Below are 25356 nucleotides of genomic sequence, written 5' to 3'. Positions count from 1 at the left end.
CCCCAGTCGTAGCGCCCAAGCCGGTCATGCACTAAGTCTGAACCCGGACCACCCGATTGGGGCAGGCCACCCTGTCGCTCAGCATCGCAAGCTCGTTCAGAGTGGAGCGATACCTATGGAGAAGCGCCAAACGCTCGCCCACCCCCGCCCAGAGACGGGTAGTCCCGCGTCCGAACCAGGCAAGCTCGGTTGAACGCGTCAAAGACGTCACATTGGCCATCCGGGTGCCTCATCTGCAAGCCGTGCCTCAGTCCACATGGGTCAGAGCCGGCGGGGTTGATGTCCTGCCACAAGACTTGAGCCATGACGGCGCCTGCACAACACCGGATCACGACAATGCTGCGATGCAGCAAGCGCATGAGGCCGGATGACTAGTCGCAGGCAGAGCGGCTAAGCGAAGGGCAGCAGACTAATAGGTCCGCCTGATGGTTCGAGACTGCCGCCCTAGGTGCCGCAGGAACGGGCCGGGCTGCTTGATCGGTTGGCGATTCAGTGTCGCCGTTGTCAAGGAGCCGGCGTCAATCTGGCGCAGGGCATGACGCAATCCGGGCGGAAGGGGGAAGATTAAGTGCCGCGCCGCGCCTTAGCACGGCGAGCCCGAAGCGCCACCATGAACATGCTGGCCGGTCGAACCGTTGCTGGGCAGCCCGAGCGAACAACTCAATGGAACACAGAATCGTCCAAACCCAAGCTGAGGCCCAATCGACGTGTCTGCCCGTGGCAGTCGCCGGGAGGCTGCGTCTGGGAAGCCCAGTTCTAGCTGTCTTGGGTGTCGTCGAGGATAGAGAATGTAGACGAGAACGCCGATGGATCACTCTGCAGATGCTGGTGAACCCAAGGGAAGAGCGTCCCATGGTAGGCCGTGCATCTGGCCTGAAGTCCGGACGTCTGCCCATAAGGACATCGACTCCGATACAAATGGTCTCGCCTACGGAGGAGCGCCATCGAGAACCCTATCTTGCCAGGACAGGAACCAGAGCCGAGAGCGTTCAGGCGCCACAAGGAATCGGCTCGTGATTGCCTGGTCGCCGAAGAGGCGGAAGGGTGACTCGGACAACCCGAGCGCTGATCCCGACGCCAAGCCGGTCAGGCCGAATATTGTGGAGCCTCCAGCCGACAAGCTTGCCCAGACATTTCAGTTGCTTCCATGCAGTTTCCGCAGCTTTTGATCGAATTGGAATCGCGGTGACTTGGCGCGGATCGCACGATAGATCCAGTGACATGCAGAACAGAGGTTAGAATGACATCCGATCAGCGTCCCGCTCCCGGTCTGCTCTCGGAACCGCGGCGACGGCGGATCTTAGAATGGTTGCAGGAAGAAGGAAGCGCGCGCGTCCGGGATCTTGCCGCGGCGTTCCAGGTCTCCGAGGTGACCATCCGACAGGATCTGGAGCGTCTGGAAGCGGAAGGTCAGGTCACGCGTGAGCATGGCGGCGCCTTTCTCAACACCGTGCCCCAGCAGGTCGGGGCTTTGACGCTTCAGCACAGTCAGAATATGGAAAAGAAGCGCCAAATCGGTGCCTTGGCCGCCAGTCTTGTGGGCGAAGGTGAAACGCTGATCTTGGACGCAGGAAGCACCACGACGGAAGTCGCCCTGCGACTTCGGGAACGGCGTGGCCTCACCGTGATCACCACCGCCCTGAACATCGCGCTCATTCTGGGCGCGGTTCCGGGAATGGCGGTTCATATGCCGGGGGGGCAGTTCAAGGCCCCGACGCTCTCCCTGTCGGGCGATGCGTCGGTGGACTATTTCCAGAACATACTGGCCGGCAAGCTGTTCTTGGCCACCGCGGGCGTCGCTCCCGAAGCCGGGCTGACTTATCCGAGCTTTGCCGACCTCCAGCTCAAGCAGGCCATGATCCGGGCGGCGTCGCGCGTGTATCTGGTCGCTGACTCCACGAAAATCAACAAGACGTCCTTCACCCGCCTGAGCAGCCTGGAGGTGGTGCATACCTTCATCACCGATGACGGCATCAGCGACCGTGACGCCCAGGAGTTCGAGCGCCGGGGAATCGAGGTGCTCGTAACCCGGTGAAGTTCAGTGGGGCGGGTCGCTGGGCAATACCAGAACCGGTCCTTGGTTCTAAGCCGGAGCTTGGGCCCAGCCGAAGCTGCGGCTACCGGACCTCAATGCAAGTCATTCCGGCTTTTCCTGTTCCCATCGGCAGGCTGAGGCCGATCCGCGAGAGCGCTCTAGCCAGAGCCGCCGCAATCAGGATCATCGTTGTCGTCCATCTTCGGACTCTTTCGGTAACTTGCGGTTGAATGTTGGCTGGGCCCGAGCTGCAGTCGGCCCTCCCATCCGCATCTCTAGGGCGCCGCCGGAAACTGCGCGGAACTAATTGCTGATACAGAGTGAGACATCGCTGATCGCGGCGGAGCGGCCCTGGAAACCGCCCTCAGCATTCAGCGGCAACTCCAGCTTCTAGGCCCGCAGAGCGGAGTTCCTCCCGGCCGGGCGTAGGGCAACATGGGCTGGATTGCATGGCACTGTCCCACGTTGCACGCCTTTGCGGAACTAAGGTGACCTGGAAACCATCCGAGCCGAGGCCCTGTTCCGCCAACGATGTTGCCGGGTGCAAACGATACGGCCCGATGTCCAGACTGCCCGATGTCCACTCCATCACGGCATGAGCCGTAGCGAGCGGTGGCAAAGGCATCAAAGAATATGAAAGTTGGAGACAACTAATCCGCAGGATGCTTCTAAAGTACCGGCTAGGTCGAAACGGCCTCTCTGACGCTGTGTGGCAGTAAACCCGGCTCCGGTAAGGAGTCCAGCCATACCCTATGACAGAATTACAGTGAAACTGACCAGTTAGAGCCGGCTAGAGACTAATGCACCGCAGAGGGTTGGCCCGATCGGGCCTGACGTCGTTTCGGCTCGCGACATTGATGTGCTCGGGCACGCTGCCTGCATCCGCCGATCCAATCAACTTGCATCGAAATTGAGCAGGATCGCCCCTGGACGGTAAGGGCCGGTTTACCGTGAAAGGCGACATTTCGTGCTGGGCGGAATGCGGGTGTAGGGGCTTCACTCCATGGACCTTTGTGTGATCGACGACCACAGGGTGAACCTGGGTGTGCTTAAGGGTGTCATCTGCTCCGTGCCCGGATGGACTGCCGAAGCATTCCAGGATCCCTTCGCCGCGCTCGAACGCTGCCGCGCCAAGGTCTTCGATCTTGTCGTTGTAGATTATCAGATGCCTGGCCTCGATGGCGTGGAGGTGGTGCGCCAACTGCGCGACGATGCCCGGTTTCAACATGTCCCCATCGTCATGATCACGGCGGATGTCGACCGCGCCCTCCGGATTAAGGCCATACGGGCCGGGGCGACCGACTTCTTGAACAAGCCTGTCGACCCGGAGGAGCTGCGGGTCAGGGCTGCCAACCTGCTGGCGCTGCGCCGGGCGCAGACCGCTCTGGCCGATCGTGCCATCCATCTCGCCGACGAGATCGCGGCAGCAACGCGACGCTTGGCCCAGCGCGAGGAAGAGATCGTGCAGCGTCTGGCGCGCGCGATCGAATACCGTGACGACCAGACGGGCGAACATATCCTTCGCGTTGCCAAGGTCTCAGAGATGCTGGCCACCGAAATGGCCTTGCCAGAGCAGTTCAGCGCCAACCTGTTCCTTGCCGCACAACTCCACGACACCGGAAAGATTGGACTGCCGGACTCCATCCTGCTCAAGCCGGGACGCCTGACAGAGGAGGAGATCCTCATCATGCGTCGCCATACGCTCATGGGGAGCGAGGTCCTGCGCGATGGGACCAGCGACCTTGTAAGGATGGCCCATGACGTGGCGCTGCATCATCACGAGCGCTGGGACGGCCGTGGCTATCCGCATGGCCTGAGCGGGTCCAGCATCCCCCTGTCCGCCCGAATTGTCTCGGTTGCCGACGTGCTGGATGCGTTGCTGACGCCGCGACCCTACAAGGCCGCCTGGAACCCGGCGCGCGCGCTGGCCGAGATCCAGGGGTTGTCGGGGTCGGCGTTTGATCCGGATTGCGTGGACGCTCTGCTCCGCATCTGGCCGGCCATGATGAGCTTGTACCCAGAGCTTTCGATCCAGAACGAGGACTCCGCTGCATGACGCCTAAGTTTTCCCCCCTGTTTACACGCCGACAGGCTGTCGGTGGCGCAATCGCCGCAATGTCAGTAGCTGGGCTGAGCGGAGCGCGCGCCGCGACGGCCGCGCCCACGCTTTCCGGCGAAGTTATCCTGACTCTCTCGGGTCAGGTCGGCACGCCCGAGACAGGCGCAACGACCGCGTTCGACCTAGGGATGCTGGACAGCCTGCCACAACGAGAGATCGTGACGGCGACGCCTTGGCATGAGGGCACGCCCAGGTTCAGCGGCCCAACCATCGACTCGGTTCTTGAAGCCGCGCAGGCGCGAGGTGCGATGCTGATTATCCGCGCCCTCAACGATTATGCGTCCGACATGCCCGTCGAGGACGCCCGCACCATCCCGGTGATCCTGGCCACTCGTATTGACGGCAAGGTGATCTCGGTTCGTGATAAAGGACCGATCTTCGTCATCTATCCATTCGACCAGCAGCCCGAACTGTTCAATGAGGTCTATTTCACTCGCTCGGTTTGGCAGGTCACTGCGATCGAGGTCATGGGTTGAAGCGCTGGCGCCGCCAGTCGGATTGGGTCGCCTCGCGCAAGACGCGCGGAGCTCTCGGTCTGCTGAGCGGCATCAGCCTTGTTCTCTTGGTGAACGTTGTTCTTTTGTTCAAGCTGCTGAATGAAAGCAGGGAGGCAATGGAGGACAGCGTTCGGGAGAACGCGATCTGGGCGGCCTACCAGACCGACAGGCAGACCAGCCACATGGTCGCTAGCATCAACGAGGCCCTTCTCGGACGAGTTTCCGAAGGGGTTCGACCCGTAGTGGACGCTTATGATATCCTCTACAGTCGGGTACAATTGCTGGAGCATGGCTCTTTCGGGATCCGCTTCGAGGAAACGCCCGGCCTTACGGAGCTTGCCCAAGAGGTCCGGGAAGGAATCCTTGGCCTTGCCACTTCGGTCGATGCACTGCCGATCGACAGTGCCGAGGTACCTTGGGCTGAACTCGTAGCCTTGCGAGGTCGCGTGGAAGCCGTGCAGCAGGACACCGGAGCCCTTCTGCTCAAGACGAACGCTGCCTCGAACGAGTACAGGGTCGCGAACCGGGCGGAGGTTCGGCATCTCGAAAACCTCTTGGGCATCAGGGTGGGGCTCCTAGTTCTTGGTTTTGCCGGAATCATCACTCTCCTTGGCGTGCAGATGAGGCAGATCTCGGCCGCGGGCCGCAAACTGGCCATCCTGGGAGAACGAAATCGCGCAATAGCCAAGCGGGCTCGTGCGGCCAGCCAAGCGAAGTCGACGTTCCTCGCTACCATGAGCCACGAGATCCGCACGCCGTTGAACGGCATCATCGGCATGGCCGAACTGATGGCCCACTCCGTCCTGTCCAAGGAGCAGTCGCGGCATCTCTCGATGATCCGGGAGTCCGGTTATCATCTCCTAGAGGTGATCAGCGACGTTCTCGATTTCTCCAAGCTCGAATCCGGCAAGGTCGAATTCGAGCGTCATCGGGTCCATCTGGCCGAGATTTCGCGAACCCTGTGCGCCGTGGTGTCGCCCCGTGCCGAAATGAAAGGTCTGCGACTCGCGTTGGATCTGCCGGACCTGGAGGTCGGAGCCGACCCAGCCCGCCTGCGACAGGTCCTGGTCAATCTCATTGGCAACGCAGTCAAGTTCACCACGGCCGGTTCCGTGACGGTCAGGGGATCGCTGGTCGGGCCTGAATGCCTCCGGATCGAGATCACCGATACGGGCATCGGCATCCCGCCGGACAGGCTATCTCTCCTGTTCCGTGATTTCAGCCAAGTGGACGGGTCTGCGTCCCGGAGCTTTGGTGGCACGGGACTCGGCCTCGCGATTTGCAAGCGGATCATCGAGGGGCAGGGTGGACGGATCGGCGTGAACAGCGTGCCGGGCGAAGGCAGCACGTTCTGGTTCGAACTGCCGGTCGCGGACCCCGTGTCCCGCGCTGATCCCGAGAAGGGCCCTACGTCAGACTCTGTGGCCTTGGATTTCGGATCATTTCACGGGCGCATCCTGCTGGTCGAGGATCATCCGATCAATCAGGCGGTGGCCCAGGGTCTCCTGGGCTGCCTTGGCCTGACGGTCGAGATCGCGTCGAACGGGGCCGAGGCTGTGTCGCTGCTGTCCAGGGAGCAGTTCGACCTCGTCTTCATGGACGTGCAGATGCCGGTCATGAGCGGGCTGGAAGCCACGCGCGAAGTGCGCCGCACGGGCAATCCGGTCAGGATCGTGGGGCTGACCGGCAATGCCTTTGTAAGCGACCGGACCGACTGCATCCAGGCCGGGATGGATGATTTCCTCGCCAAGCCAGTGACGCAGGACAGGCTGATCCAAACCCTCACGGCAGCGGGGCTTCTCGCGCGCGCTCCCGACGGCAGGCCTGCCTCACAGGCTCCGCATGCCGCATCTTCCGTAGGGATCCGAACGGATGGCTTGCGGACCGCGGCTGACGGCAGTGCGGCCAACTCCGGTGCGGCTCATGCCGCATTCAGCCCGGAGAAGGACAGCAACGAAGCATTTGGCGCGCCATTGGACGTCGGCCTCTTCGACTCACTTCTGGCCACTTTGGGAGCTGAGGCCCTGATGGACTTGCTGGACGACGTGCTGCTTGAGGCTGAGGAGCTGCCCCAGGTCCTTGCCATGGCACGTGCCGACGGTAAGCCGGAGCAGGTGGACGCTGTCCTTCACAGCTTCAAAGGTGCGTCTTCCGCCCTTGGGCTGCTCCAGGCAGCCGAGCAAGCTCAGGCCATGCGCGCGCCTGGCACCTGGACCACCAGCGATGCCGATGCCGTCGGCGCGGCGGCTCGCGCCGGCTTCGAACAGGCGAAGGCTCGAATCGTCGGGGCTACCGCAACGTCAGAGGCGGCATGACGCCCTTGGAACAAGAGCGTCCTGTTCTGGACCATGCGCCAGTCTTGGCCGCATCCGGCCTGTTGGTTCGATAACATTCGGAGAGGGCTACTGCAGCTCTATCGTCTGCTTCAGTCGGCTGGTGAGCCGGTCATAGATCAGGATGCGACCGTCCTGGGTCACCACTGCGAACCAGCCGTCGCCTTGGGTGAAGGCCGTGGCAGTCACGCCTTCGGGCAGGTCAAGCTGGTCGGGCAGCGGCGGGCTCGTGGCGTTGAGCCGCATGACAAGCGCCCCGATCAGCACTAGGAAGCCCAGGATCATGACCACCATCAGCGCCATGACGAGACGCTGGAGCGCCCGAAGTCCGGGCGGCAGGGGGGCAGAAGGGTCGGGGATCGTGTCCATGTCCAAGCGTGTGAGCTTTCAGATCGCGGCCGATCCGCCGCGCCGCCTTGATAAGGCCTTGGCACGTGACGTGCCAGACGACAGTCTCAGCCGTTCTCGACTAGCCAAGCTGATCAACGATGGAGCCGTCAGCATCGACGGATCGGTCCTAACCGACCCGAGCGCGGCCGTCGCAGCCGGAAGCCTCGTGGAGATCGTGCTCGGTCCTGCCGAGGAAAGCCATATCGGACCTGAGAACATCCCCCTCCACATCGTTTGGGAGGACGCGGACCTGATCGTGGTGGACAAGCCGGCCGGCATGGTCGTCCATCCGGCGCCCGGCACTCCGTCTGGAACCCTGGTCAACGCGCTGATCCATCATTGCGGCGCATCCCTGTCCGGCGTGGGCGGCATGCTCCGTCCAGGGATCGTCCATCGCATAGACAAGGACACCTCAGGCCTGCTTGTCGCGGCCAAGTCCGATCGAGCGCATCAGGGCTTGGCGGCGCAGTTCGAAGCGCATGACGTAGAGCGGCATTACCTTGCTGTGTGCCACGGCGTGCCCGATGCCTCTGACCCCCGGCTCGCCGGGCTCCGGGGGATAGCTTGGGAATCCGGGGGCATCCTCAAAATTGCCACGCGTCTCGACCGGCATCGTGCCGACCGGCAGCGCCAAGCGGTCACTTGGGAGGGGGGACGCCACGCCGTAACCCGTACCCGAGTGGTCCGGGCCTTTGGCCAGACCCCGGCAGCCGCCTTGCTGGACTGCTGGCTCGAGACAGGGCGGACGCACCAGATCCGCGTTCACTTGGCCTATGCTGGACATGGTCTTGCTGGCGATCCGGTGTATGGCGGTCAGCGCAAGCCATCCGTCCGAGCGCTGGGAGAGGTTGGGGCCGACGCGATCTCTCGCTTTCCACGGCAGGCGCTGCATGCGGCAACCCTGGGTTTCCGGCATCCTGTCACCAACGAGATGCTGCGCTTCGAATCAGCACTGCCATCGGATTTGGCGGAACTCGTGCGCGCCTTGGACGGTTAAGCCTGTGTCAGCGGCCAGATTGGTGTTCCCTGCCGCACAGAGAACGTTCGTCATTTCCTAGGGAAATGATGAACTTGAGGGAATTTTCCCTTGCGTCATCCTTTTCCTGATGTTAATGGAATGAACTTTTCCGAACGGAGGCTTTCATGGCGACTTACGCGAACCTTCCGGCTCCCTCCCCTGAGCAGGGTCTGAACCGTTATCTTCAGGAAATTCGTAAGTTTCCCATGCTGGAGCCAGAGGAAGAGTACATGCTGGCCAAGCGCTGGGTGGACCATGAGGACGCGTCGGCCGCGCACAGACTGGTCACCTCGCACCTGCGGCTCGCAGCCAAGATCGCCATGGGCTACCGCGGTTATGGTCTGCCGCAGGCCGAGGTGATCTCGGAAGCGAATGTGGGCCTGATGCAGGCGGTCAAGCGCTTCGATCCCGAAAAGGGCTTCAGGCTGGCCACCTATGCCATGTGGTGGATTCGTGCCTCCATCCAGGAATACATCCTCCGCTCCTGGAGCTTGGTGAAACTCGGCACCACGTCGGCGCAGAAGAAGCTGTTCTTCAATCTACGAAAGGCCAAGGCCCGCATCGGTGCCTTGGAGGAAGGGGATCTGCGGCCCGAGAACGTCAAGAAGATCGCAGAGGATCTCGGTGTGACCGAGGACGAGGTTATCTCCATGAATCGACGGCTGTCGGGGGGCGACGCATCCCTTAACGCACAGGTCGGCCAGGACTCGGACAGCACCGCCCAGTGGCAGGACTGGCTGGAGGACGAGGAGGCCGATCAGGCCAGCGCTTTCGCGGAACGTGACGAACTCGAGGCGCGGCGCGAGTTGCTGAGCGCGGCCATGGATCAGCTCACCGACCGCGAGAAGGACATCCTGATCCAGAGGCGGCTGCAGGACAACGTCGTGACGCTCGAGGAACTGTCCGAGCGCTACGGCGTATCGCGGGAGCGGATCCGACAGATCGAGGTTCGCGCCTTCGAGAAGCTGCAGAAGCGTATGACCGACCTCGCGCGCGAACGGGGCATGCTGGAAACCGCCTGACCGGATTGCGCCTGCGACCCGGCCTGCTAGCGTCGCGGCGCAGATCCAAGGGGGACTCGATCCATGCAGAAACCGGTCCGTTGGGGCGTTCTGGGCGCCGCCAACTTCGCGCGCGAACATATGGCGCGCGCGATTCATGCGGCTGAGGGGGCGGCTTTCTACGCCCTGGCGACGTCCAGCCCTGAAAAGGCCGAGCCGTTTCAAGCCTTCGCGCCCGGACTAAAGGTGCTTTCCGGCTATGATGCCCTTTTAAGCGACCCCGACGTGGATGCGGTGTACATCCCGCTGCCCAATCACCTCCATGTCGAATGGTCGCTCAGGGCCATTGAGGCTGGAAAGCATGTGCTCTGCGAGAAGCCGATCACCATGCACGCGTCCGAGTTCGACCGGCTGATCGCCGCCCGCGACGGTTCGGGGCTGCTGGTGGCCGAAGCCTTCATGATCGTCCATCATCCTCAGTGGATCCGCGCGCGGCAACTGGTGCAGTCGGGCGCAATCGGAGAGCTTCGGCATGTGTCGGCCGAGTTTTCGTTCAACCTCACCGACATGGGAAACATCCGCAACAAGCCCGAGACCGGGGGCGGGGCGCTGGGCGACATTGGGGTCTACATCTTCGGAGCGGCGCGCTTCGTGACGGGGCAGGAGCCTGCCCGCATCCGTTCTGCGAACGTGCAGCGCGACAATGGCGTGGACGTCTATGTCCAAGTCATGGCCGAGTTTCCGGGCTTCGACTATTCGGGGATGGTTTCGATGCGCCTGCACAACCGTCAGGAGGTGTTGTTCCACGGCACTAAGGGTGTCCTCCGTGTCGCCTACGCGCCGTTCAACGCGAATGTGCACGACGTGGCCCAGATCATCCTGGAGACCGGCGGCAACCTAAGGCAGGTCGAGCGGTTCGCAGGGCTGAACCACTATGTGCTCCAGGTCGAGAACTTCGGGCGCAGCATTCGGCAGGGCGCACCTTACCCTTGCCCGCTGGAGTTCAGCAGGGGCACGCAGGTCATGATCGATATGGTGCTCGAGGCCGAGAAAGCGGCTGCCTGAGAATTGCCCCAGGAACCGGGGCGTCTGGCCGCCGTTCCCCTCCCTTCAAAGGAGTGAGCGGATGAGCGAGCCGAAACGGATCCTGGTCTTTGGCGCCGAGGGCGCGACCGGACGCGAGGTCGTCCGGCAGGCGGTGGCTCAGGGGCATCATGTGAGGGCGTCCGACAGGGAGTTCCAGATTCCCGAGGCGCTCCCCGATGATGTGGAGGCTGTCCCGGCCAATGTCCTTGAAAGCGACCTTTGCCCTGTGATCCGAGGCGTCGATGCCGTGATTTCGTGCCTTGGGGTACCGAATGACCCCCGGTCTCTCCTCGATCCGCCACCACTTTATGTCGATGGAACGGCGCGGATCGTTCAGGCCATGCAGGCCGAGCAGGTGCGCCGCATCGTGGTGATCTCGGCGAGCTTCGTCGTGGCGCGGGACCGGGGGCCGTTGCTCTTTCGGACGGCTGTGATCCCATCGCTCACTCGCGTGCTCGATCAGATGAAGGGTATGGAGGCCGTCCTGCGGGTTTCGGGGCTCGACTGGACGGCCGTGCGGCCCGGCTGGCTCATGAAAGGTGAGCCAAGCCCAGACCCGTGGATCGGTCCGGATGTCATTCCTTCCGAGTTGATCAGGACCCGGATCGGCGATCTGGCAGCTTTGCTGCTTGATTGTGCGGTAAATGGCACCTGGGTCGGTGCGACCCCCGCCATCGCCCGCGATGAGCCGGACTTCGAGGAATCCTCGACCAAGGTGATCTTGGAAATGCTGGCCTGAACGAAAGGTCGCCCTGGGCTTGAGGCAGATCAAGGCACCAGCCCTCGGAGCGTGTCATGTCAGGATCGTCCTGGATAGGAGGCCTGCCATGTCCGACGCGGATCTGTCTTCCACACGCTCTGTCGAAAGCCCCGAGAACCGGGCCCGAGAGCCCGGCCAGCAGCCCTTGTCCGAGGGGCTGGGCTATCAGCTGCTGTACACGATCCTGATCGCGGTCCTATTCAGCCTGCTGCAAACGGTCTTGAGCGTGCTGATGGTGCTGCAGTTCGTCTTGCTGCTGGTGAGCCGCCGGCAGCCCAACCCTCGGATCGCCGAACTTGGTCGATCGCTCGGCCGGTGGTGCGACCGGGCCGCCCGCTACGTTACGGCCGACACGGAGGAAAAACCCTGGCCGTGGCGGCCGTTCGATTAGGATCGTTCAGGCCTCCATCGCTTCCAGTTCATCGATGAAGCCTTCGATCATCGACAGGCCCTTGTCCCAGAACTTTGGATCGCTCGCGTCGAGGCCAAAGGGGGCGAGCAGGTCCTTGTGGTGCTTGGAGCCGCCGGCCTTCAGCATGTCGAAGTACTTGTCGCGGAAGGTCGGATCCCCCTCCTCGTAAACTGCATAAAGCGCGTTCACGAGGCCATCGCCGAAGGCGTAGGCGTAGACGTAGAAGGGCGAATGGATGAAGTGGGGGATATAGGCCCAGAAGGTCTCGTAGCCCGGCGCAAAGTCGAAGGCGTCGCCCAGAGACTGCGCCTGGATCGACATCCATAGGGCATTGATGTCGTCGGGTGTCAGCTCCCCATGCCGCCGGGCTTCGTGAAGCTTGGATTCGAAGTCGTAAAAGGCGATCTGGCGCACGACCGTGTTGATCATGTCCTCGACCTTGCCAGCGAGGAGCGCCTTGCGGGCCTTGGGGTCCGGGGCTTCTGCGAGAAGCTTGCGGAAGGTCAGCATTTCCCCGAAAACCGATGCGGTCTCGGCCAGCGTCAGCGGCGTGGAGCACAGCAGCTCGCCTTGACCGGCCGCCAAGACTTGGTGAACGCCATGGCCCAGTTCATGCGCCAGGGTCATGACGTCGCGTGGCTTGCCAAGGTAGTTCAGCATCACATAGGGGTGCGCGTCGGTCACCGTGGGATGCGCGAACGCGCCGGGTGCCTTGCCGGGCTTCACGGCCGCATCGATCCAGCCCTTGGCGAAAAATGGTCCGGCGAGGTCGGCCATGCGGGGGTCGAAGGCGGCATAGGCTTCGGTCACCGTGCGTTCGGCCTCGTCCCAGGTGACAAGACGGTCATCCTTGGTGGGGAGGGGTGCGTTGCGATCCCAAACCTCCAGTCGATCGAGGCCGAGCCACTTGGCTTTGAGCCGGTAGTAACGGTGTGACAGCCGGGGATAGGCGGCCACCACGGCGTTGCGCAACGCTTCCACCACTTCGGGCTCGACATGATTGGCGAGGTGCCGGCCGGTCTGGGGCGTGGGCAGCCCACGCCAGCGGTCCTCGATCTCCTTCTCCTTGGCAAGCGTATTGTGGATGCGAGCAAAGGTCCGGGTGTTCGCGCCAAAGACCGTGGCGAGGCCGTGGAACGCCGCCTCACGCTGGCTGCGGTCCTGTTCGGTCAGGAGGTTCAGCGTCCCCTCGATGCTCAGAGTCTCGCCATTCACCTCGAACTCGAGGCCGGCGATGGTCTCGTCAAACAGCTTGTTCCAGGCCGAGGCACCGACCGAGGACTGATCGTGGAGGAACTTCTCCAGCTCGTCCGACAGCTGGTAGGGCTTCATCGCCCGCATCCGATCGAAGACTGGCTTGTAGCGGTGCAGATCCTGGCTCTGGCCCAGAAGGCTGTTCAGGTGGTCATCCTCAAGGCGGTTGAACTCCAGCCCCCAGAAGACCAGCGAAGTGGTATAGGTGGTGATGCGGTCCTGGCAGTCGGACATGAACTTGGCCCGCTCGCCGTCCGTGGTGATCTGGTAGTAGCGCAGGCCCGCATAGGACATGATCCGACCCGCGATCTGCTCGATCCGCTCGTAGCGGAGCACGGCGTCAAGCAGCCCATGGGCGTCCAGTGTCGCTAGCTGGCCCTGGTAGTCCCGTGCGAAATCCGTGCAGGCCGTCTCCAGCCAATCCATGTCGCGCTTGATCTCGGGCGCGTCAGGTGACTCGTAGAGATCCGTCAGGTTCCATTCGGGAAGCCGTCCCAACTCGTTATGGCCCGCGCGGGTGCCGCTGTCGGCGTCGTAAACGGGGGTAGGCATGGGATGTCCCTTCCAGACTGGTCTAGGGGCTAGATAGTCGCCCCTCCACCGGGTGGGAAGTGCGCGCCCACTCAGCCGTGAGCGGCGAGAAGTTCCTTGAGGTCGTCGAGCGTATTGATCTCGTTCACCGGCTTGTCCTTGCGCCAGCGGAGCATCCGGGGAAAGCGCAGCGCTACGCCGGACTTGTGGCGGGGACTTGCCTGTATCCCTTCAAAGCCGATCTCGAAGACCTGGGCGGGTTCAACCTGCCGGACGGGGCCGAACTTCTGCACCGTGTGCTTGTTCACCCAGGCCGTGATCTGGCGGAACTCGGCATCGGTCAGGCCGGAATAGGCCTTGGTGAAGGGCACGAGCTCATTGCCGTTCTTCACTGCAAACGTGAAGTCGGTGAACAGGTTCGCCCGGCGCCCGCTGCCAGATTGCGCATAGATCATCACCGCGTCGATGATCAGCGGGTCCACCTTCCACTTCCACCAGTCGCCCTTCTTGCGGCCGTTCCCATAGGGCGAGGCCAAGCGCTTGAGCATCAGCCCCTCGGCGCCCTCCTCGCGAGCCCGCAGCCGCTCGTCCCGCAAGTCATCGACCGTGTCGAAGCGCACGGGGGGCGACAGGCGAAGAGGCGCCTCGACAGGAAGATCGGTGAGGAGCGCTTCAAGACGCCGACGCCGCTCGGCGAAGGGCGCGAGGCGGATGTCATGCCCGTCCTGCTCCAGAATGTCGTAGGCCATCAGGACCACCGGCGCGGTGGCCAGCAGCGACTTGGGCACGGTCTTGCGCCCGATCCGGGGCTGGAGCGCGTTGAAGGTCATCGGCCGCTCGCCGTCCCAGGCCAAGATCTCTCCGTCCAGCACGGTGCCAAACGGCAGCCAGTCGATGGCACGGGCCAGTTCCGGAAATCGGTCGGTAATCAGGTCCTCGCCCCGGCTCCAAAGGTGGTGCTTGCCTTCGCGCAGGATGAGCTGGCCGCGGATGCCATCCCATTTGCGTTCCGCAAACCAGTCCTTCGCGTCGCCTAGGTCCGCCGGGTCCTCAAGCTGATACGCAAGATAGAAGGGGTAGGGGCGGGCGGTGTCGTCACGCGCCTCGCCGGAGTGGAGCAGTCCCTCCCAGGTCGTCGTTTCGGGGGTCCAGTTGCCCATCAGGCGGTGGGCGACCTCGGCCTCGGGCTGCTCCGTGGCCTGAGCCAGAGCCTTGGTCATCAGGGTCTGGCTGACGCCCACACGAAAGCTTCCCGTCAGAAGCTTGGTGAACAGAAAGCGCTCCGGTCCGGGTAGGGAGTCCCAAGCCTCGAGGATGCCGGCCTTGCGCTCCGGCTCGGGCATGGCGGACAGTTCGCGCAGGCGCGCGATCCAGTGGCTGAGCGGCTGGTCGCTGTCCTGGGTCGGAGGCGGCAGGATCAGCGAGATGGTCTCGCTCAGGTCACCGACGATTCCGTGGCTTTCCTCAAACAGCCAGAGCGGCAAACCGGCCTTCTCGGCGGCCCAGTCACGCAGCGCCGTGGCGGTGATCGTCCGGCGCGGACGTCGCCCGGAGAACAGCGCCACGGTCCAGAGCTTGTCGGCATCCGGAGCCGTCCGAAAATAGTCGGCCAAGGCCGCGACCTTGGCATTGGTGCGGGTGGTCTGGTCGAGCCGGGCATAAAGGGCGGCGAAGTCCCTCATTCGCCCGCCTCGTCCAAGGCGTCCTCGTCGATGATGTCCTTTGGGGCCTCGTCTTGGGAGAACACCTCCTCGCCCGCATAATCGGTGGACACGATCCCCGCATCATAGCCCTGCTCCTCGAGCCAGCGGCGGAACGCGGCGGTGTAGCCATGGGTCACGAAGATCCGTTGCGCGCCGGTTTCGCGGATCGCCTGATTGAGGCCGGGCCAGTCGGCATGATCGGACATGACGAAGCCGCGGTCGGTGCCACGTCGCCGTCGGATCCCCCGCAAGGCCATCCAGCCCGACGCGACGGCCGTTGACGCAGGACCGAACTTGCGAGCCCACGTGGAATGGAGAGCGGAGGGCGTGGCGACAACCATTGCACCCGCGTGCGCCTTGAGGTCGAGGTCGGGCGTGACACGGATCGTGGGCGGCAGGGGCAGGCCTTGGTCGCGCAGGACCTGAGTGACGGCCTCCGCGGCCCCGTGGGTCAGGATCGGGCCGGTTGCTGGGTCCAGTAGGTGCATCACGCGTTGTGCCTTCCCCAACGAGTAAGCACCAAGAAGGCTGAATCGACCGTCTGCGGCGTTCCCGGCCCACCAGCTATTGATCTGTTCCCGCAGTTCGTCCTGCGGTGTCCACCGGAAGACCGGAAGACCAAACGTGCACTCGCTGATGAAGGCATGGCAGCGGACCGGTTCCCACGGGGTGGACAGGCCGTCATCCACCACCTTGTAGTCGCCTGACACGACCCAGACTTCGCCACCCACCTCGATCCGGATCTGGGCCGAGCCCGGAACGTGCCCCGCCGGATGGAACGACACGCGGGCTCCACCGATCTGCCGTGTTTCCGCATAGGCCACGACCTCAAGGTCGATGTCGCCCAAGCGGTGGCGCATCACCGGGGCCGCCAAATCGGTGGACAGATAATGACCCATCCCGTTGCGAGCGTGATCGGAATGGCCATGGGTGATGAGCGCGCGGGGCACCGGTCGCCATGGATCGACGTAGAAGTCGCCAGCGGGGCAGTAGATGCCTCGATCGGTAAAGGTCAGTACGCTCATGCCTGAACGGTAGGACGATGCACCGTCTTTTGTAGGGCAGCCCGAGTCTCGCAGCCTGTCTTGGAAACACAAGAGCCGCGCCCGATCGGACGCGGCCCTCCTGTCAGGAACCGATCGTCAGATCACGCAGCACGGCCGACGAGCACGTCCTCGATCTCCTTGCCCGCAACGCGTTCGTCCCGGCCCGACACGGCGGCGTATTCGCGGGTCAGGCGCTCAAGGGCGGCCTCATAGAGCTGGCGTTCGGAATAGGACTGCTCTCGCTGGTCGTCGGCCCGATGAAGGTCGCGGACCACCTCGGCAATGGCGATCAGATCGCCTGAATTGATCTTCTGCTCATATTCCTGGGCCCGGCGCGACCACATGGCCTTCTTGACCTTGGCCTTGCCCTTGAGGGTCTTCATGGCATGAGCGACCGTGTCGGCCGAAGCCAAGGCGCGAAGTCCCGCTTCGGTTGCCTTGTTCGTAGGCACGCGCAGCGTCATCTTGTCCTTCTCGAAGGAGATGACGAACAACTCCAGCTTGAAACCCGCGACTTCCTGCTCTTCAATGGAAACGATCTTGCCTACTCCATGGGCGGGGTAGACAACGAAATCGTCCGGGCGGAACTCGTTCTTTTTGGTCTTGGTCATGGGGGTCCTTCCGATTCAGGGCGCCAAGGCGGGACGGCTGGCAGCAATACGAAAACCCGACGGAAAACGCGTTCCCGTCAGGTGGGCCTTCGTGACTACCGGGTCAAGGGGATGGGTTTGCCATTTAGCCCAGACCATAGCACAATTTCGCGACACCTGAAAGGGTGCCGCGCGGCGTCCGGCCTAGGTGCAGCCATCCCTGAAGCAGGTGTGCTCAGGAGCCCTCGCCGGGTGCTTCGCTGAACAGCTCCATCTTGCCAGGCTTGCCGTCCATCTCTTCGGCCGTGGGCAGCGGATCTTTCTTCAGAGTGATCACAGGCCACCGCTCGGCGTACTTCCGGTTGAACTCCACCCACTTGGCCATGTCCGGTTCCGTATCGGGGCGAATCGCGTCGGCCGGGCACTCGGGCTCGCAGACGCCGCAGTCGATGCATTCGTCCGGATGAATCACCAGGAAGTTCTCGCCCTCGTAGAAGCAATCGACAGGGCACACCTCCACGCAATCCGTGTATTTGCAGGCGATGCAGTTCTCGGTGACGATGTAGGTCATAGGGCTTGAGGTCTCCTGGTCGTCGCGTGACCTAACCTGCGGCCCCGGATCATTCAAGCGGAGGGGGCGGCGAAGCCGGCGCCAGATCCTCGTAGAGTTCCCGGGCCTCGGGCGCAGGACCACGCCGCGCCCCGAGCCCGAGGATGCGAACGACCCGCACCTCGCCGTGCAGGGTAAACGTGAGCACGTCACCGGGTCCGACAGCGCGGGCGGGCTTCTCCGTGTGCTGTCCGTTTACCCGTAGCCGCCCTTCGGCCACCAAGTCCGATGCGAGGCTGCGCGACTTGAGAAAGCGCGCATGCCAGAGCCACTTGTCGAGACGGATGGTCGGGCGAAGACCTTCCGACGGTTCGCTCACTTGGGCTTGAACCCCGCGAGCGCAGCGGCAAAGGGATTGTCAGGGTCGATCCTTGCCCGACTCTTGTTCTCCTCCCGAGGCGGATGGGATTCGAAGTTCTGGGCACGGCTACCACGGTCCGGGCGGTCAGACCGGGGGCCCCGATCAGGCCGGTCGCCACGCGGCTTGCCCTTATCGAATCGCGGCCGATCCGAACGGACCTCGCGCTCGGGCCGGGCCTCCCGGTTGACAGGCTCGGTCGGGGTGGGCTGGGCGGGCTCTGCGGCGTTGGCCGCACGCGGGCGCCGATCGCCTTGTGGACGCTCGCCGCGGGGCTGCTGCTCACGCCGTGGGTTCCGACCCTCGGGGCGGGCTCCACGCTCCTGCTGCCCGCGGCGCTGGGCGCGGCCGGCCCAAGTAAAGGTGAAGAAGGACTCCATCTCGACGGGCTGGGCCGCGGCATAAGGACTACCCGGCATCTCTATGGGAGATTCCATGGGCATTTCCATAGGCATGTCGCCCGGCATCTCTGTGGGCGTGATGTCCGGAACATCCGACGGAGTGTCCCCTGGCAGTTCCGTAGGCGGAAGATCCGGCGCTTCGGCCGGCTCCTCTACCGGAACTTCGCTCGGCGTGGCTGGCGGCGTCTCGGCGGGGTCGGGCAGGTCGGGCTGGGGAACCTCGGCGGGCTCACCGGGCTGGATGTCGGGCGTAGGCGAGGGATCCTCGGCTGGAGCCGGCGTCTCGTCCGGGGTAGTCGGCGGTTCTTCCACCGGCGGAGCATCGGGCGTTTCGCTGGGTGTCGCGGGAGCGGCTGCCTTGGGCGCGCGCAGCTTGGGCCTCTCGGCCTTCTCGGCCCGGTACCCCAGGCCTTCCATCAGCTTGGCAAACGCATCGAGCGACAGTCCGGTGATGGACAGCATCTCGGGGGCGGCTTCGAAGCCTTTACGGGAATCCTTGTCGCGCAGCATGTCGGCCAGCCTTTCGAGCATGTCGATCCGAACGGCACGCTCTCCAGCAGCGCGATAGCCGGCCATCGCCCAGAAGCCCTGGGGAGCCCCCTCCTGTGCGGGGACCGTCACATGGCCCGGGGGCGGGGCGGAGGGGAACTCGTCCAAACCCCTGGACAGCGACCACAGCACGAGCCGCAGCCGGGTCGGTGCGGGCTTGAGCAGCGCGGGGAGGAAGATCGTGAACTGGCCCAGGCGGACGCCGTGCTTGCGGAGTGCGGTTCGAGCCTCGGGGTCGAGTTGCTTGACCTCCTCGGCGATGTCACCGCGCGGGATGATCCCCAGGTTCTCGACCAGACGGTATGCAAAGCCCTTGGCGAGGCCGGTCAGCGTCTCGTCCCGCTGGAGGTTCAGCAGGGGCTCCATGGCAGCGGCGATCCGACGATCCATGAAGTGCTGGAGGCGGCGCTGCACCTTTTGCATCACCTCGGGACCGGCTTCCTCGTCCACGAAGGCCACGACCTCGGGGCGGAGAGGGTCGGTGCCTTTGGCCAAGCGCCCTACCGCATGCTCGCCCCACATGAGGCCGCCTTGCTCGGTGAAGTCGATCTCCGTGTCCGGAGCGTTGTAGAAGCGGTCCGCCCGGAGGTGGAACTGCGGCGCCAGGGCCTGGGCCGCGGCTTGGCGCAGGGTCCTCGCCTCGTCCGGATTGTCGGCCCGCTCCGCCCGGAAGCGGAACCCTTCGAGCCGCCCGACGGAATGTCCTTCGACCGTCACGGCGCCCTTGTCATCGACTTCGGCCACGAGGACCTCCCTTTGTCTGAGCCGCCGGGCGAGGGTGCTCGTCCGCCGGTCCACGAAACGTTCCGTCAGAGCCTGGTGCAGCGCGTCCGACAGGCGATCTTCTACCCGACGGGTCTCCTCGCGCCAATAACCCTCGTCATCGACCCAACTCTTGCGTTGGGCCACATAGGTCCAAGTGCGGATATAAGCCAGACGTTTCGACAAGGTGTCGATGTCGCCATCGGTGCGGTCGATCCGTCGCACGGCCTCGCCCAGCCATTCGGAGGGGACGCGGCCTTTCTCGTGCAGGAAGTTGAAGATCTGGCCTAGCAACTGGGCGTGCTCGCCCTTGGAGATGCCGCGGAAGTCGGGGATGCGGCAGACATCCCACAGGAGCCTCACGCCAGGGCCATCGTTCGCCCGTGCCATGACCTCGGCATCGGCGAAGAGGGCACGCAGAGCGCCCAGGTCGTCGGACTCCCGCACCCGGCCCAGCCAGGGATTGTCGGTCCGCTCCTCGAGCGTCTGGATCAGCCGCTTGACCGAGCCGAACTGCAGGCGCGAGTTGCGCCACATCAGCCGCGTCACCGGGCGGAACTGGTGGTTCTCGATCTGCTCGACGACCTCGGGGTCGAGGTCAGGGGCCTCTCCGGTGACGCCGAAGGTGCCGTTCTGGGTGTGCCGACCGGCGCGTCCCGCGATCTGAGCGAGCTCGTCGGGGGCCAGTTCGCGCATGCGGTGGCCATCGAACTTGAGAAGGCCCGAAAAGGCGACATGGGTGATGTCGAGGTTCAGGCCCATGCCGATGGCGTCCGTGGCGACCAGGAAGTCCACGTCGCCGTTCTGGTAAAGCTCCACCTGCGCGTTGCGGGTGCGGGGGGACAGCGCGCCCATGACCACGGCCGCACCGCCGCGCGTGCGGCGGATGAACTCGGCGATGGCATAAACGTTCTCGACGGAGAACCCGACGATGGCCGCCCGCTCCGGCATCCGGCTGATCTTCTTGGGACCGGTGTAGGTGAGGGTCGAGAACCGCTCGCGCGTCATGAACTGCACGCCGGGAACGAGGGCCGCGATGGCGTTGCGCATCGTGAGCGAGCCCAGGAACAGGGTCTCGTGCAGTCCGCGCGTGTTGAGCAAGCGGTCCGTGAAGATGTGGCCGCGCTCGGGATCGGCGCAAAGCTGGATCTCATCTACAGCGACGAAATCGGCACCCATTCCTTCGGGCATCGCCTCGACGGTGCAGACCCAATAGGCGGCGCGGTCTGGAACGATCCGTTCCTCGCCCGTCACCAGCGCGACGACGGACGGACCGCGCAGCTTGACGACGCGGTCGTAGACCTCGCGGGCGAGAAGGCGGAGCGGCAAGCCGATGATGCCGGTCCTGTGCGCCAGCATTCGCTCGATGGCGTAATGGGTCTTACCTGTATTGGTCGGGCCCAGAACGGCCGTGACACGGGAGGGAGTCATGGGGGCACGCGCCTTCCGGGCGGAATGTCAGAGGGTACGGCCCTGAAGCTCGCGCTCAAGGCGATCGACCGCGGCTACGGCCTCGGGGTTCTGGGGATGCATCTCGTGCACCTGGCGCCACACTTCAAGGGCGTCCTCGGGGCGGTCCACCTCTTCGAGGATGATGGCGAAGCCCTGCAGCGCTTCCCAATGACTGGGATTGAGAACCAATGCATGGCGCAGATCATCGATGGCAGGACCAGCGCGACTGGTCAGGTAATACGCGGACGCCCGGCCCACATAGGCTTCGGCGAAGTCGGGGGCGTGGTCGATGGCCGCTGTGAAATGCTCCACGGCGATCTCGGGAGTGCCAGCCTCCAGGGCGTCCCGCCCCCGCCTCAGCAGAAGGTCGATCGCGGCCGAGCCGCTGCGGGACCAGAGAGCCTTCAACTCCGCGTCCACCTTCACGGCATCCTCGGGCGACTCGGCCTGTGCGAGTTGCCGCAGAAGGTCGGCCTCTCGCTCCACGTCGGTCTGCTGCGCAGTGACCGGGCTGGAAAAGCAGACTGCGACCAGGAGTGCCGCGACGACAGATTTGATCAGGAGGGGGCTCGATCCCATAACTCCGGTGTAGCTCTTCCTTCGGCGAATGCCAGAGGACGGGCATCACATCATGGAAAGGAATCGGCATGAGCGCTGTTGTGGATCAGGCGGTCACTGAATTGAATCGGCGCATGGCGGGGCGCTCCTTCGAGGGTACCGCGATGTTCGTGCTGACGGGAGAGGGCAGCATCTTCGTCGACGGCGGCGAGGCCCGGAAAGGCGAGGGACCGGCCGAGGTGACCCTGACGGCGTCGCCCGAGACGTTCCTCGACATCCTTCAGGGCAACCTCGATCCGACCAGCGCCTTCATGACCGGCAGACTCGCGCTCGATGGGGACATGGGCGCGGCGATGAAACTCGCCTCCGTCCTTGCTTGACCAACTGTCGAACGGAACGGCCCCCTTTCATGCTTTCCTGGCGTCCGGGCCGAGGGAGGTGGCCGCCCATTGGGTGACCGCCACCGACGGCGTGCGCCTGCGCGCCGTGCACTGGAACCGTTCGGCCACCCGCGGGACGGTCCTCCTGTTCACCGGACGCACCGAATATGCCGAGAAGTATGGTCGTCTGTCGGCAGGGCTCGGTCGCCTGGGCTATGCCGTCGTGACGGTCGACTGGCGAGGGCAGGGCCTGTCCGACCGCGTCCGCAGCGACCGAGCCCTGGGCCACGTCGACAAGTTCACCGACTACCAACTTGATGTGGCGGCGATGGTCGCCCATGCGCGCGACCTCAGCCTGCCCCAGCCTTGGTTCATGCTCGCGCACTCCATGGGTGGCGCCATCGGACTTCGCGCCCTGATACAAGGACTGGAGGTCCGGGCCGCCGTCTTCTCGGCCCCCATGTGGGGGATCCAGATGGCCAGCGCCCTCAAGCCGGTGGCCTGGTCGGTTTCGGAGATGGGCCGCCAACTGGGCTTGGGACATCTCCTTACGCCGGGGCAGGAGCCCTTTTGCTATGTCACGCGCTGCGATTTCTCGGACAACACCCTGACTTCGGATCGGGAAACCTTCGAATGGTTGCGGTCCCAGGTCACGGCCGAGCCTGACCTTGCGCTGGGCGGCCCGTCCTTGCACTGGCTGAATGAGGCGTTGCGCGAAATGTGGCGCCTGATGTCGGCGCGTCTGCCTCCGACGCCCGCGCTGGTGCTTCTCGGGACCGAGGAGGCCATCGTGGACCCGGCGCGGATCCGGCGGCGGGTGGCGACCTGGGCCAGGGCGCGTCTGCTCACGATCCCGACCGCACGCCACGAACTTCTGATGGAAACGCCCGCCATCCAGTCCCGAGTCTTGAGGGAGATCACGGCGCATTTCGATGAGCATGGCAACCCGTCAGCCGTGCCCTAACAGTTGGGCACGTTCACCGCGAGGCCGCCCAGCGACGTTTCCTTGTACTTCTCGTGCATGTCCCGCCCGGTCTGACGCATCGTCTCGATGGCGGCGTCCAAGGGAACGAGGTGGGTTCCATCGCCGCGCAGGCTGAGGCTGGCCGCAGACACCGCCTTGATGGCGCCCAGTCCGTTCCTCTCGATGCAGGGCACCTGAACGAGGCCCCGGACCGGATCGCAGGTCATTCCCAGATGATGCTCCAGCGCGATTTCGGCGGCGTTCTCGACCTGCATGGGGGTGCCGCCCAGGACGGCGCACAGGCCGGCCGCCGCCATGGCCGAGGCCGAGCCGACTTCGGCTTGGCAGCCGCACTCGGCTCCGGAGATGGAGGCGTTGTACTTGATGAGCCCGCCGACGGCGGCGGCGGTCAGCAGGAACTCGGGCACCTGCCTGACCGAGGCGCCCGGAACATGGTCGAGCCAGTAACGGATCGTCGCCGGGACCACCCCCGCAGCGCCGTTGGTAGGGGCGGTGACGACCTGACCCCCGGCGGCGTTCTCCTCGTTCACCGCCATGGCATAGGCGGACATCCAGTCGTTGATGGTATGCGGCGCGGAGAGATTGAACCCGCGTTCCGCCAGCAGCGACCGGTGGATCCCTGCGGCGCGGCGTTTGACCTTGAGGCCGCCCGGCAGAATGCCATCGGCGGCAAGGCCTCTGTCGATGCAGGCGACCATCACATCCCAAATGCGCCGCAGCCCGGCATCGAGATGGCTTGCTTCGATACGCGAAAGCTCGTTGGCGCGTTTCATCTGCGCGATGGAGAGCCCTGATTCATGCGCCATCCGCAGCATCGCTGCAGCCGTGTCGAAGGGATAGGGCACCGGCGGTCCGTCGTCCGTAGCCTTGCCTTGCGCCAGTTCTGCGGCCGTCAGGACAAAGCCTCCGCCCACGGAATAGTAGGTCTCCTCCACGATGACATCGCCCTGCGGGTCGGTGCCGCGCAGGATCAGGCCATTCGCATGGCCTGGCAGTGGGGGTCCATAGTCGAAGACGAGGTCGCGCGCCGGATCAAAACGCAAGGGAGGAAGTCCCTCCGGTGTCACCAGACGTTCGGACCGGATCCGTTCCAGGGCGGCCTCGGCCTTCTCGGCGTCGTAGTCGGACGGCGTAAAGCCGGCGAGCCCGAGAATGGTCGCCCGATCTGTGGCATGTCCCACGCCCGTAAAGGCCAGAGACCCGTGCAGCGACGCCCGTAGGCCAGCCACCTGGAACGGCTGGCGGCGCAGGAGGTCAAGAAATCGTGCCCCCGCCACCATCGGCCCCATCGTGTGCGAGGACGATGGGCCGATCCCGAGCTTGAACATATCGAACACGGAAAGGAACATGTGATCTGCCCTCGCCTTTCAGCGAGGCTCCTTTGAAAAAGGGCGGATGTACGCACCTGACATCCGGGCTCATGCCTAGTCCTCCCACAGCCGGCGCCGCAAGGGCATCAACTCTCCCTCGCACGGGCAGGGCGCGGACGTGCAGCGAGACCGCGGAGGAACGATTCCGCAGAACGCCAATGGACCGGAGGCCGCTTTGCCAGGATCGCTGGGCGCGTGTGGGAAGTGCAGACATGGGCGACCTGAATGGCTGGTGCGACATCGTCGTCCCAACCTGCATCTTCCCAGCTGCCCTGCGCGAGCGAAACCGACGTTTGCTGGCCCTGAACGGCCCAGGACTCGCTCCTGCAGACGTCACGGCCTATACCTTTGGCGATGACCTCTTGGAAAGACCCTTGCATGACCGATGCCCTGTCCCCTTCCGACATCGCCAAGCGCGCGAGCGCGCTCCGGGCCGCCGAGTTCGTGGAGCCGGGAATGCGCGTGGGCCTGGGCACCGGCTCCACGGCGGCCTTCCTCGTCCAGCGGTTGGGCGAGCGGTTGCGGAGCGAAGGCCTCCGCATCCGCGGGGTGCCGACTTCGGCCCGCACTGCCGATCTGGCCCAGGCCGAGGGCATCGAGGTCACGACGTTGGAGGAGGTCGGCTGGCTCGACATCACCATCGATGGCGCGGACGAGGTGGACGGCCGGCTTGACCTCATCAAGGGCGGCGGCGGCGCGCTCTTGCGCGAAAAGATCGTGGCCACGGCCTCGGAGAGGGTGGTCATCATCGCGGATGCTGGCAAGCGCGTGGGCACGCTCGGCGCCTTTCCCTTGCCCGTGGAGGTCATCCCCTTTGGGCTCGGCGCCACGCGCCGACTTGTCGAGGACCTGCTTGCTGGGGCCGATGTCGGCGCCCGCCAAGTCGAGCTTCGCCTGCGGGACGGACGCCCTTTCGTCACGGACGAAGGCAATCACATCCTGGACCTACGTTTGGAGCGGATCGGGAATGCGCGCCAGCTTTCCCTTGGCCTCAACCAGATCCCCGGCGTCGTTGAGAACGGCCTGTTTCTCGGCATAGCCGACACTCTGGTCGTAGGCCGCCCTGATGGCGGAGCCGAGGTGGTGGACATGTCGCAAGCGGACGGCGTTCCCTTCGCGGGGACGGACAACATCTTCACAGAGGTCGTGGACTGAC

Annotated in this window: 22 protein-coding genes; 12 read left to right on the top strand and 10 right to left on the bottom strand. The window is 64.3% G+C overall.

From position 1 onward, the window contains the following. Positions 1-1240: 1240 nt before the first annotated feature. The 4 genes from FHG66_RS15450 to FHG66_RS15435 all read left to right on the top strand — a co-directional run bounded on the left by FHG66_RS15450 (position 1241) and on the right by FHG66_RS15435 (position 6966). Entirely contained in the window at positions 1241-2035 is a 795-nt protein-coding gene (locus FHG66_RS15450) for a DeoR/GlpR family DNA-binding transcription regulator (RefSeq protein WP_176556275.1), read from the top strand. Between the two features lie 1003 nt (positions 2036-3038). Continuing rightward, positions 3039-4091, top strand: coding sequence for an HD-GYP domain-containing protein (locus FHG66_RS15445; protein ID WP_139077960.1), 1053 nt, complete (start codon positions 3039-3041; stop codon positions 4089-4091). After that, positions 4088-4630 (top strand): putative pterin-binding protein, encoded by a 543-nt coding sequence (locus tag FHG66_RS15440; RefSeq protein ID WP_218013866.1) that lies wholly within the window; start codon positions 4088-4090, stop codon positions 4628-4630. Before FHG66_RS15445 ends, FHG66_RS15440 begins: the two co-directional genes overlap by 4 nt. 137 nt (positions 4631-4767) lie before the next feature. Beyond that, positions 4768-6966 (top strand): ATP-binding protein, encoded by a 2199-nt coding sequence (locus tag FHG66_RS15435; RefSeq protein WP_139077959.1) that lies wholly within the window; start codon positions 4768-4770, stop codon positions 6964-6966. An 87-nt stretch (positions 6967-7053) separates the two neighbouring features. On the opposite strand, the gene FHG66_RS15430 is transcribed toward FHG66_RS15435, so the two are convergent. Then, on the bottom strand, positions 7054-7353 hold the full coding sequence (locus FHG66_RS15430; RefSeq protein ID WP_176556274.1) for a DUF6476 family protein: 300 nt from the start codon (positions 7351-7353) through the stop codon (positions 7054-7056). Here FHG66_RS15430 and FHG66_RS15425 point away from each other — a divergent pair. The 5 genes from FHG66_RS15425 (at position 7352) to FHG66_RS15405 (ending at position 11630) form a co-directional block, all read left to right on the top strand. Beyond that, positions 7352-8371 carry an RluA family pseudouridine synthase gene (locus FHG66_RS15425; protein WP_139077958.1) on the top strand — a complete coding sequence of 340 codons (1020 nt, stop codon included), beginning with the start codon at positions 7352-7354 and terminating at the stop codon, positions 8369-8371. The genes FHG66_RS15430 and FHG66_RS15425 overlap by 2 nt on opposite strands. A gap of 146 nt (positions 8372-8517) precedes the next feature. Continuing rightward, entirely contained in the window at positions 8518-9414 is an 897-nt protein-coding gene (rpoH, locus tag FHG66_RS15420; protein ID WP_139077957.1) for an RNA polymerase sigma factor RpoH, read from the top strand. Positions 9415-9477: 63 nt separating this feature from the next. Further along, on the top strand, positions 9478-10458 hold the full coding sequence (locus FHG66_RS15415) for a Gfo/Idh/MocA family protein (RefSeq protein ID WP_139077956.1): 981 nt from the start codon (positions 9478-9480) through the stop codon (positions 10456-10458). A 61-nt stretch (positions 10459-10519) separates the two neighbouring features. Next, positions 10520-11218, top strand: coding sequence for an NAD(P)-dependent oxidoreductase (locus FHG66_RS15410; RefSeq protein WP_139077955.1), 699 nt, complete (start codon positions 10520-10522; stop codon positions 11216-11218). A gap of 88 nt (positions 11219-11306) precedes the next feature. Further along, positions 11307-11630 carry a DUF4389 domain-containing protein gene (locus tag FHG66_RS15405; RefSeq protein WP_139077954.1) on the top strand — a complete coding sequence of 108 codons (324 nt, stop codon included), beginning with the start codon at positions 11307-11309 and terminating at the stop codon, positions 11628-11630. Between the two features lie 6 nt (positions 11631-11636). Here FHG66_RS15405 and FHG66_RS15400 read toward each other — a convergent pair whose 3' ends face one another. The 8 genes from FHG66_RS15400 to FHG66_RS15365 all read right to left on the bottom strand — a co-directional run bounded on the left by FHG66_RS15400 (position 11637) and on the right by FHG66_RS15365 (position 21486). Next, positions 11637-13457: a M3 family oligoendopeptidase gene (locus FHG66_RS15400; protein ID WP_139077953.1), complete on the bottom strand. Its 1821-nt coding sequence runs from the start codon at positions 13455-13457 to the stop codon at positions 11637-11639. A gap of 71 nt (positions 13458-13528) precedes the next feature. Beyond that, a complete protein-coding gene (locus FHG66_RS15395; protein ID WP_139077952.1) occupies positions 13529-15118 on the bottom strand; it encodes an ATP-dependent DNA ligase in 1590 nt (529 codons plus the stop codon). After that, positions 15115-16164 (bottom strand): ligase-associated DNA damage response exonuclease, encoded by a 1050-nt coding sequence (locus FHG66_RS15390; RefSeq protein WP_139077951.1) that lies wholly within the window; start codon positions 16162-16164, stop codon positions 15115-15117. Before FHG66_RS15390 ends, FHG66_RS15395 begins: the two co-directional genes overlap by 4 nt. A 122-nt stretch (positions 16165-16286) precedes the next feature. Further along, positions 16287-16796 carry a CarD family transcriptional regulator gene (locus tag FHG66_RS15385; RefSeq protein ID WP_139077950.1) on the bottom strand — a complete coding sequence of 170 codons (510 nt, stop codon included), beginning with the start codon at positions 16794-16796 and terminating at the stop codon, positions 16287-16289. Between the two features lie 214 nt (positions 16797-17010). Further along, positions 17011-17346, bottom strand: a complete 336-nt coding sequence (gene fdxA, locus FHG66_RS15380) for a ferredoxin FdxA (RefSeq protein ID WP_139077949.1) — start codon at positions 17344-17346, stop codon at positions 17011-17013. Positions 17347-17395: 49 nt separating this feature from the next. After that, positions 17396-17704, bottom strand: coding sequence for an RNA-binding S4 domain-containing protein (locus FHG66_RS15375; protein WP_139077948.1), 309 nt, complete (start codon positions 17702-17704; stop codon positions 17396-17398). Next, positions 17701-20886: a helicase-related protein gene (locus FHG66_RS15370; protein ID WP_139077947.1), complete on the bottom strand. Its 3186-nt coding sequence runs from the start codon at positions 20884-20886 to the stop codon at positions 17701-17703. Before FHG66_RS15370 ends, FHG66_RS15375 begins: the two co-directional genes overlap by 4 nt. Positions 20887-20913: 27 nt before the next feature. Next, positions 20914-21486 (bottom strand): tetratricopeptide repeat protein, encoded by a 573-nt coding sequence (locus FHG66_RS15365; RefSeq protein WP_139077946.1) that lies wholly within the window; start codon positions 21484-21486, stop codon positions 20914-20916. Between the two features lie 68 nt (positions 21487-21554). On the opposite strand from FHG66_RS15365, the gene FHG66_RS15360 reads away from it, so the two are divergent. After that, entirely contained in the window at positions 21555-21845 is a 291-nt protein-coding gene (locus FHG66_RS15360; RefSeq protein ID WP_139077945.1) for an SCP2 sterol-binding domain-containing protein, read from the top strand. A 73-nt stretch (positions 21846-21918) separates the two neighbouring features. Then, complete coding sequence (locus FHG66_RS15355) at positions 21919-22809, top strand: alpha/beta fold hydrolase (RefSeq protein WP_246082632.1); 891 nt, start codon at positions 21919-21921, stop codon at positions 22807-22809. Here the strand turns inward: FHG66_RS15355 and FHG66_RS15350 are convergent. Next, complete coding sequence (locus FHG66_RS15350; RefSeq protein ID WP_139077944.1) at positions 22806-24179, bottom strand: L-serine ammonia-lyase; 1374 nt, start codon at positions 24177-24179, stop codon at positions 22806-22808. The two genes, FHG66_RS15355 and FHG66_RS15350, sit on opposite strands and share 4 nt — an antisense overlap. 399 nt (positions 24180-24578) lie before the next feature. On the opposite strand from FHG66_RS15350, the gene rpiA reads away from it, so the two are divergent. Beyond that, entirely contained in the window at positions 24579-25355 is a 777-nt protein-coding gene (gene rpiA, locus FHG66_RS15345; protein ID WP_139077943.1) for a ribose-5-phosphate isomerase RpiA, read from the top strand. Position 25356 lies beyond the last annotated feature (1 nt).

The sequence above is a fragment of the Rubellimicrobium rubrum genome (assembly GCF_006152115.1).
Taxonomy (GTDB): domain Bacteria; phylum Pseudomonadota; class Alphaproteobacteria; order Rhodobacterales; family Rhodobacteraceae; genus Rubellimicrobium; species Rubellimicrobium rubrum.
The sequence above is the reverse complement of the archived record's forward strand: the minus strand, read 5'-3'. Positions and strand labels throughout refer to the sequence as shown.

Coding starts and splice junctions, on each gene's coding strand:
- FHG66_RS15450 (WP_176556275.1), top strand. CDS start 1,241: ATGACATCCGATCAGCGTCCCGCTCCCGGTCTGCTCTCGGAACCGCGG.
- FHG66_RS15445 (WP_139077960.1), top strand. CDS start 3,039: ATGGACCTTTGTGTGATCGACGACCACAGGGTGAACCTGGGTGTGCTT.
- FHG66_RS15440 (WP_218013866.1), top strand. CDS start 4,088: ATGACGCCTAAGTTTTCCCCCCTGTTTACACGCCGACAGGCTGTCGGT.
- FHG66_RS15435 (WP_139077959.1), top strand. CDS start 4,768: ATGGAGGACAGCGTTCGGGAGAACGCGATCTGGGCGGCCTACCAGACC.
- FHG66_RS15425 (WP_139077958.1), top strand. CDS start 7,352: ATGTCCAAGCGTGTGAGCTTTCAGATCGCGGCCGATCCGCCGCGCCGC.
- FHG66_RS15430 (WP_176556274.1), bottom strand. CDS start 7,353: ATGGACACGATCCCCGACCCTTCTGCCCCCCTGCCGCCCGGACTTCGG.
- rpoH (WP_139077957.1), top strand. CDS start 8,518: ATGGCGACTTACGCGAACCTTCCGGCTCCCTCCCCTGAGCAGGGTCTG.
- FHG66_RS15415 (WP_139077956.1), top strand. CDS start 9,478: ATGCAGAAACCGGTCCGTTGGGGCGTTCTGGGCGCCGCCAACTTCGCG.
- FHG66_RS15410 (WP_139077955.1), top strand. CDS start 10,520: ATGAGCGAGCCGAAACGGATCCTGGTCTTTGGCGCCGAGGGCGCGACC.
- FHG66_RS15405 (WP_139077954.1), top strand. CDS start 11,307: ATGTCCGACGCGGATCTGTCTTCCACACGCTCTGTCGAAAGCCCCGAG.
- FHG66_RS15400 (WP_139077953.1), bottom strand. CDS start 13,457: ATGCCTACCCCCGTTTACGACGCCGACAGCGGCACCCGCGCGGGCCAT.
- FHG66_RS15395 (WP_139077952.1), bottom strand. CDS start 15,118: ATGAGGGACTTCGCCGCCCTTTATGCCCGGCTCGACCAGACCACCCGC.
- FHG66_RS15390 (WP_139077951.1), bottom strand. CDS start 16,164: ATGAGCGTACTGACCTTTACCGATCGAGGCATCTACTGCCCCGCTGGC.
- FHG66_RS15385 (WP_139077950.1), bottom strand. CDS start 16,796: ATGACCAAGACCAAAAAGAACGAGTTCCGCCCGGACGATTTCGTTGTC.
- fdxA (WP_139077949.1), bottom strand. CDS start 17,346: ATGACCTACATCGTCACCGAGAACTGCATCGCCTGCAAATACACGGAT.
- FHG66_RS15370 (WP_139077947.1), bottom strand. CDS start 20,886: ATGACTCCCTCCCGTGTCACGGCCGTTCTGGGCCCGACCAATACAGGT.
- FHG66_RS15365 (WP_139077946.1), bottom strand. CDS start 21,486: ATGGGATCGAGCCCCCTCCTGATCAAATCTGTCGTCGCGGCACTCCTG.
- FHG66_RS15360 (WP_139077945.1), top strand. CDS start 21,555: ATGAGCGCTGTTGTGGATCAGGCGGTCACTGAATTGAATCGGCGCATG.
- FHG66_RS15350 (WP_139077944.1), bottom strand. CDS start 24,179: ATGTTCCTTTCCGTGTTCGATATGTTCAAGCTCGGGATCGGCCCATCG.
- rpiA (WP_139077943.1), top strand. CDS start 24,579: ATGACCGATGCCCTGTCCCCTTCCGACATCGCCAAGCGCGCGAGCGCG.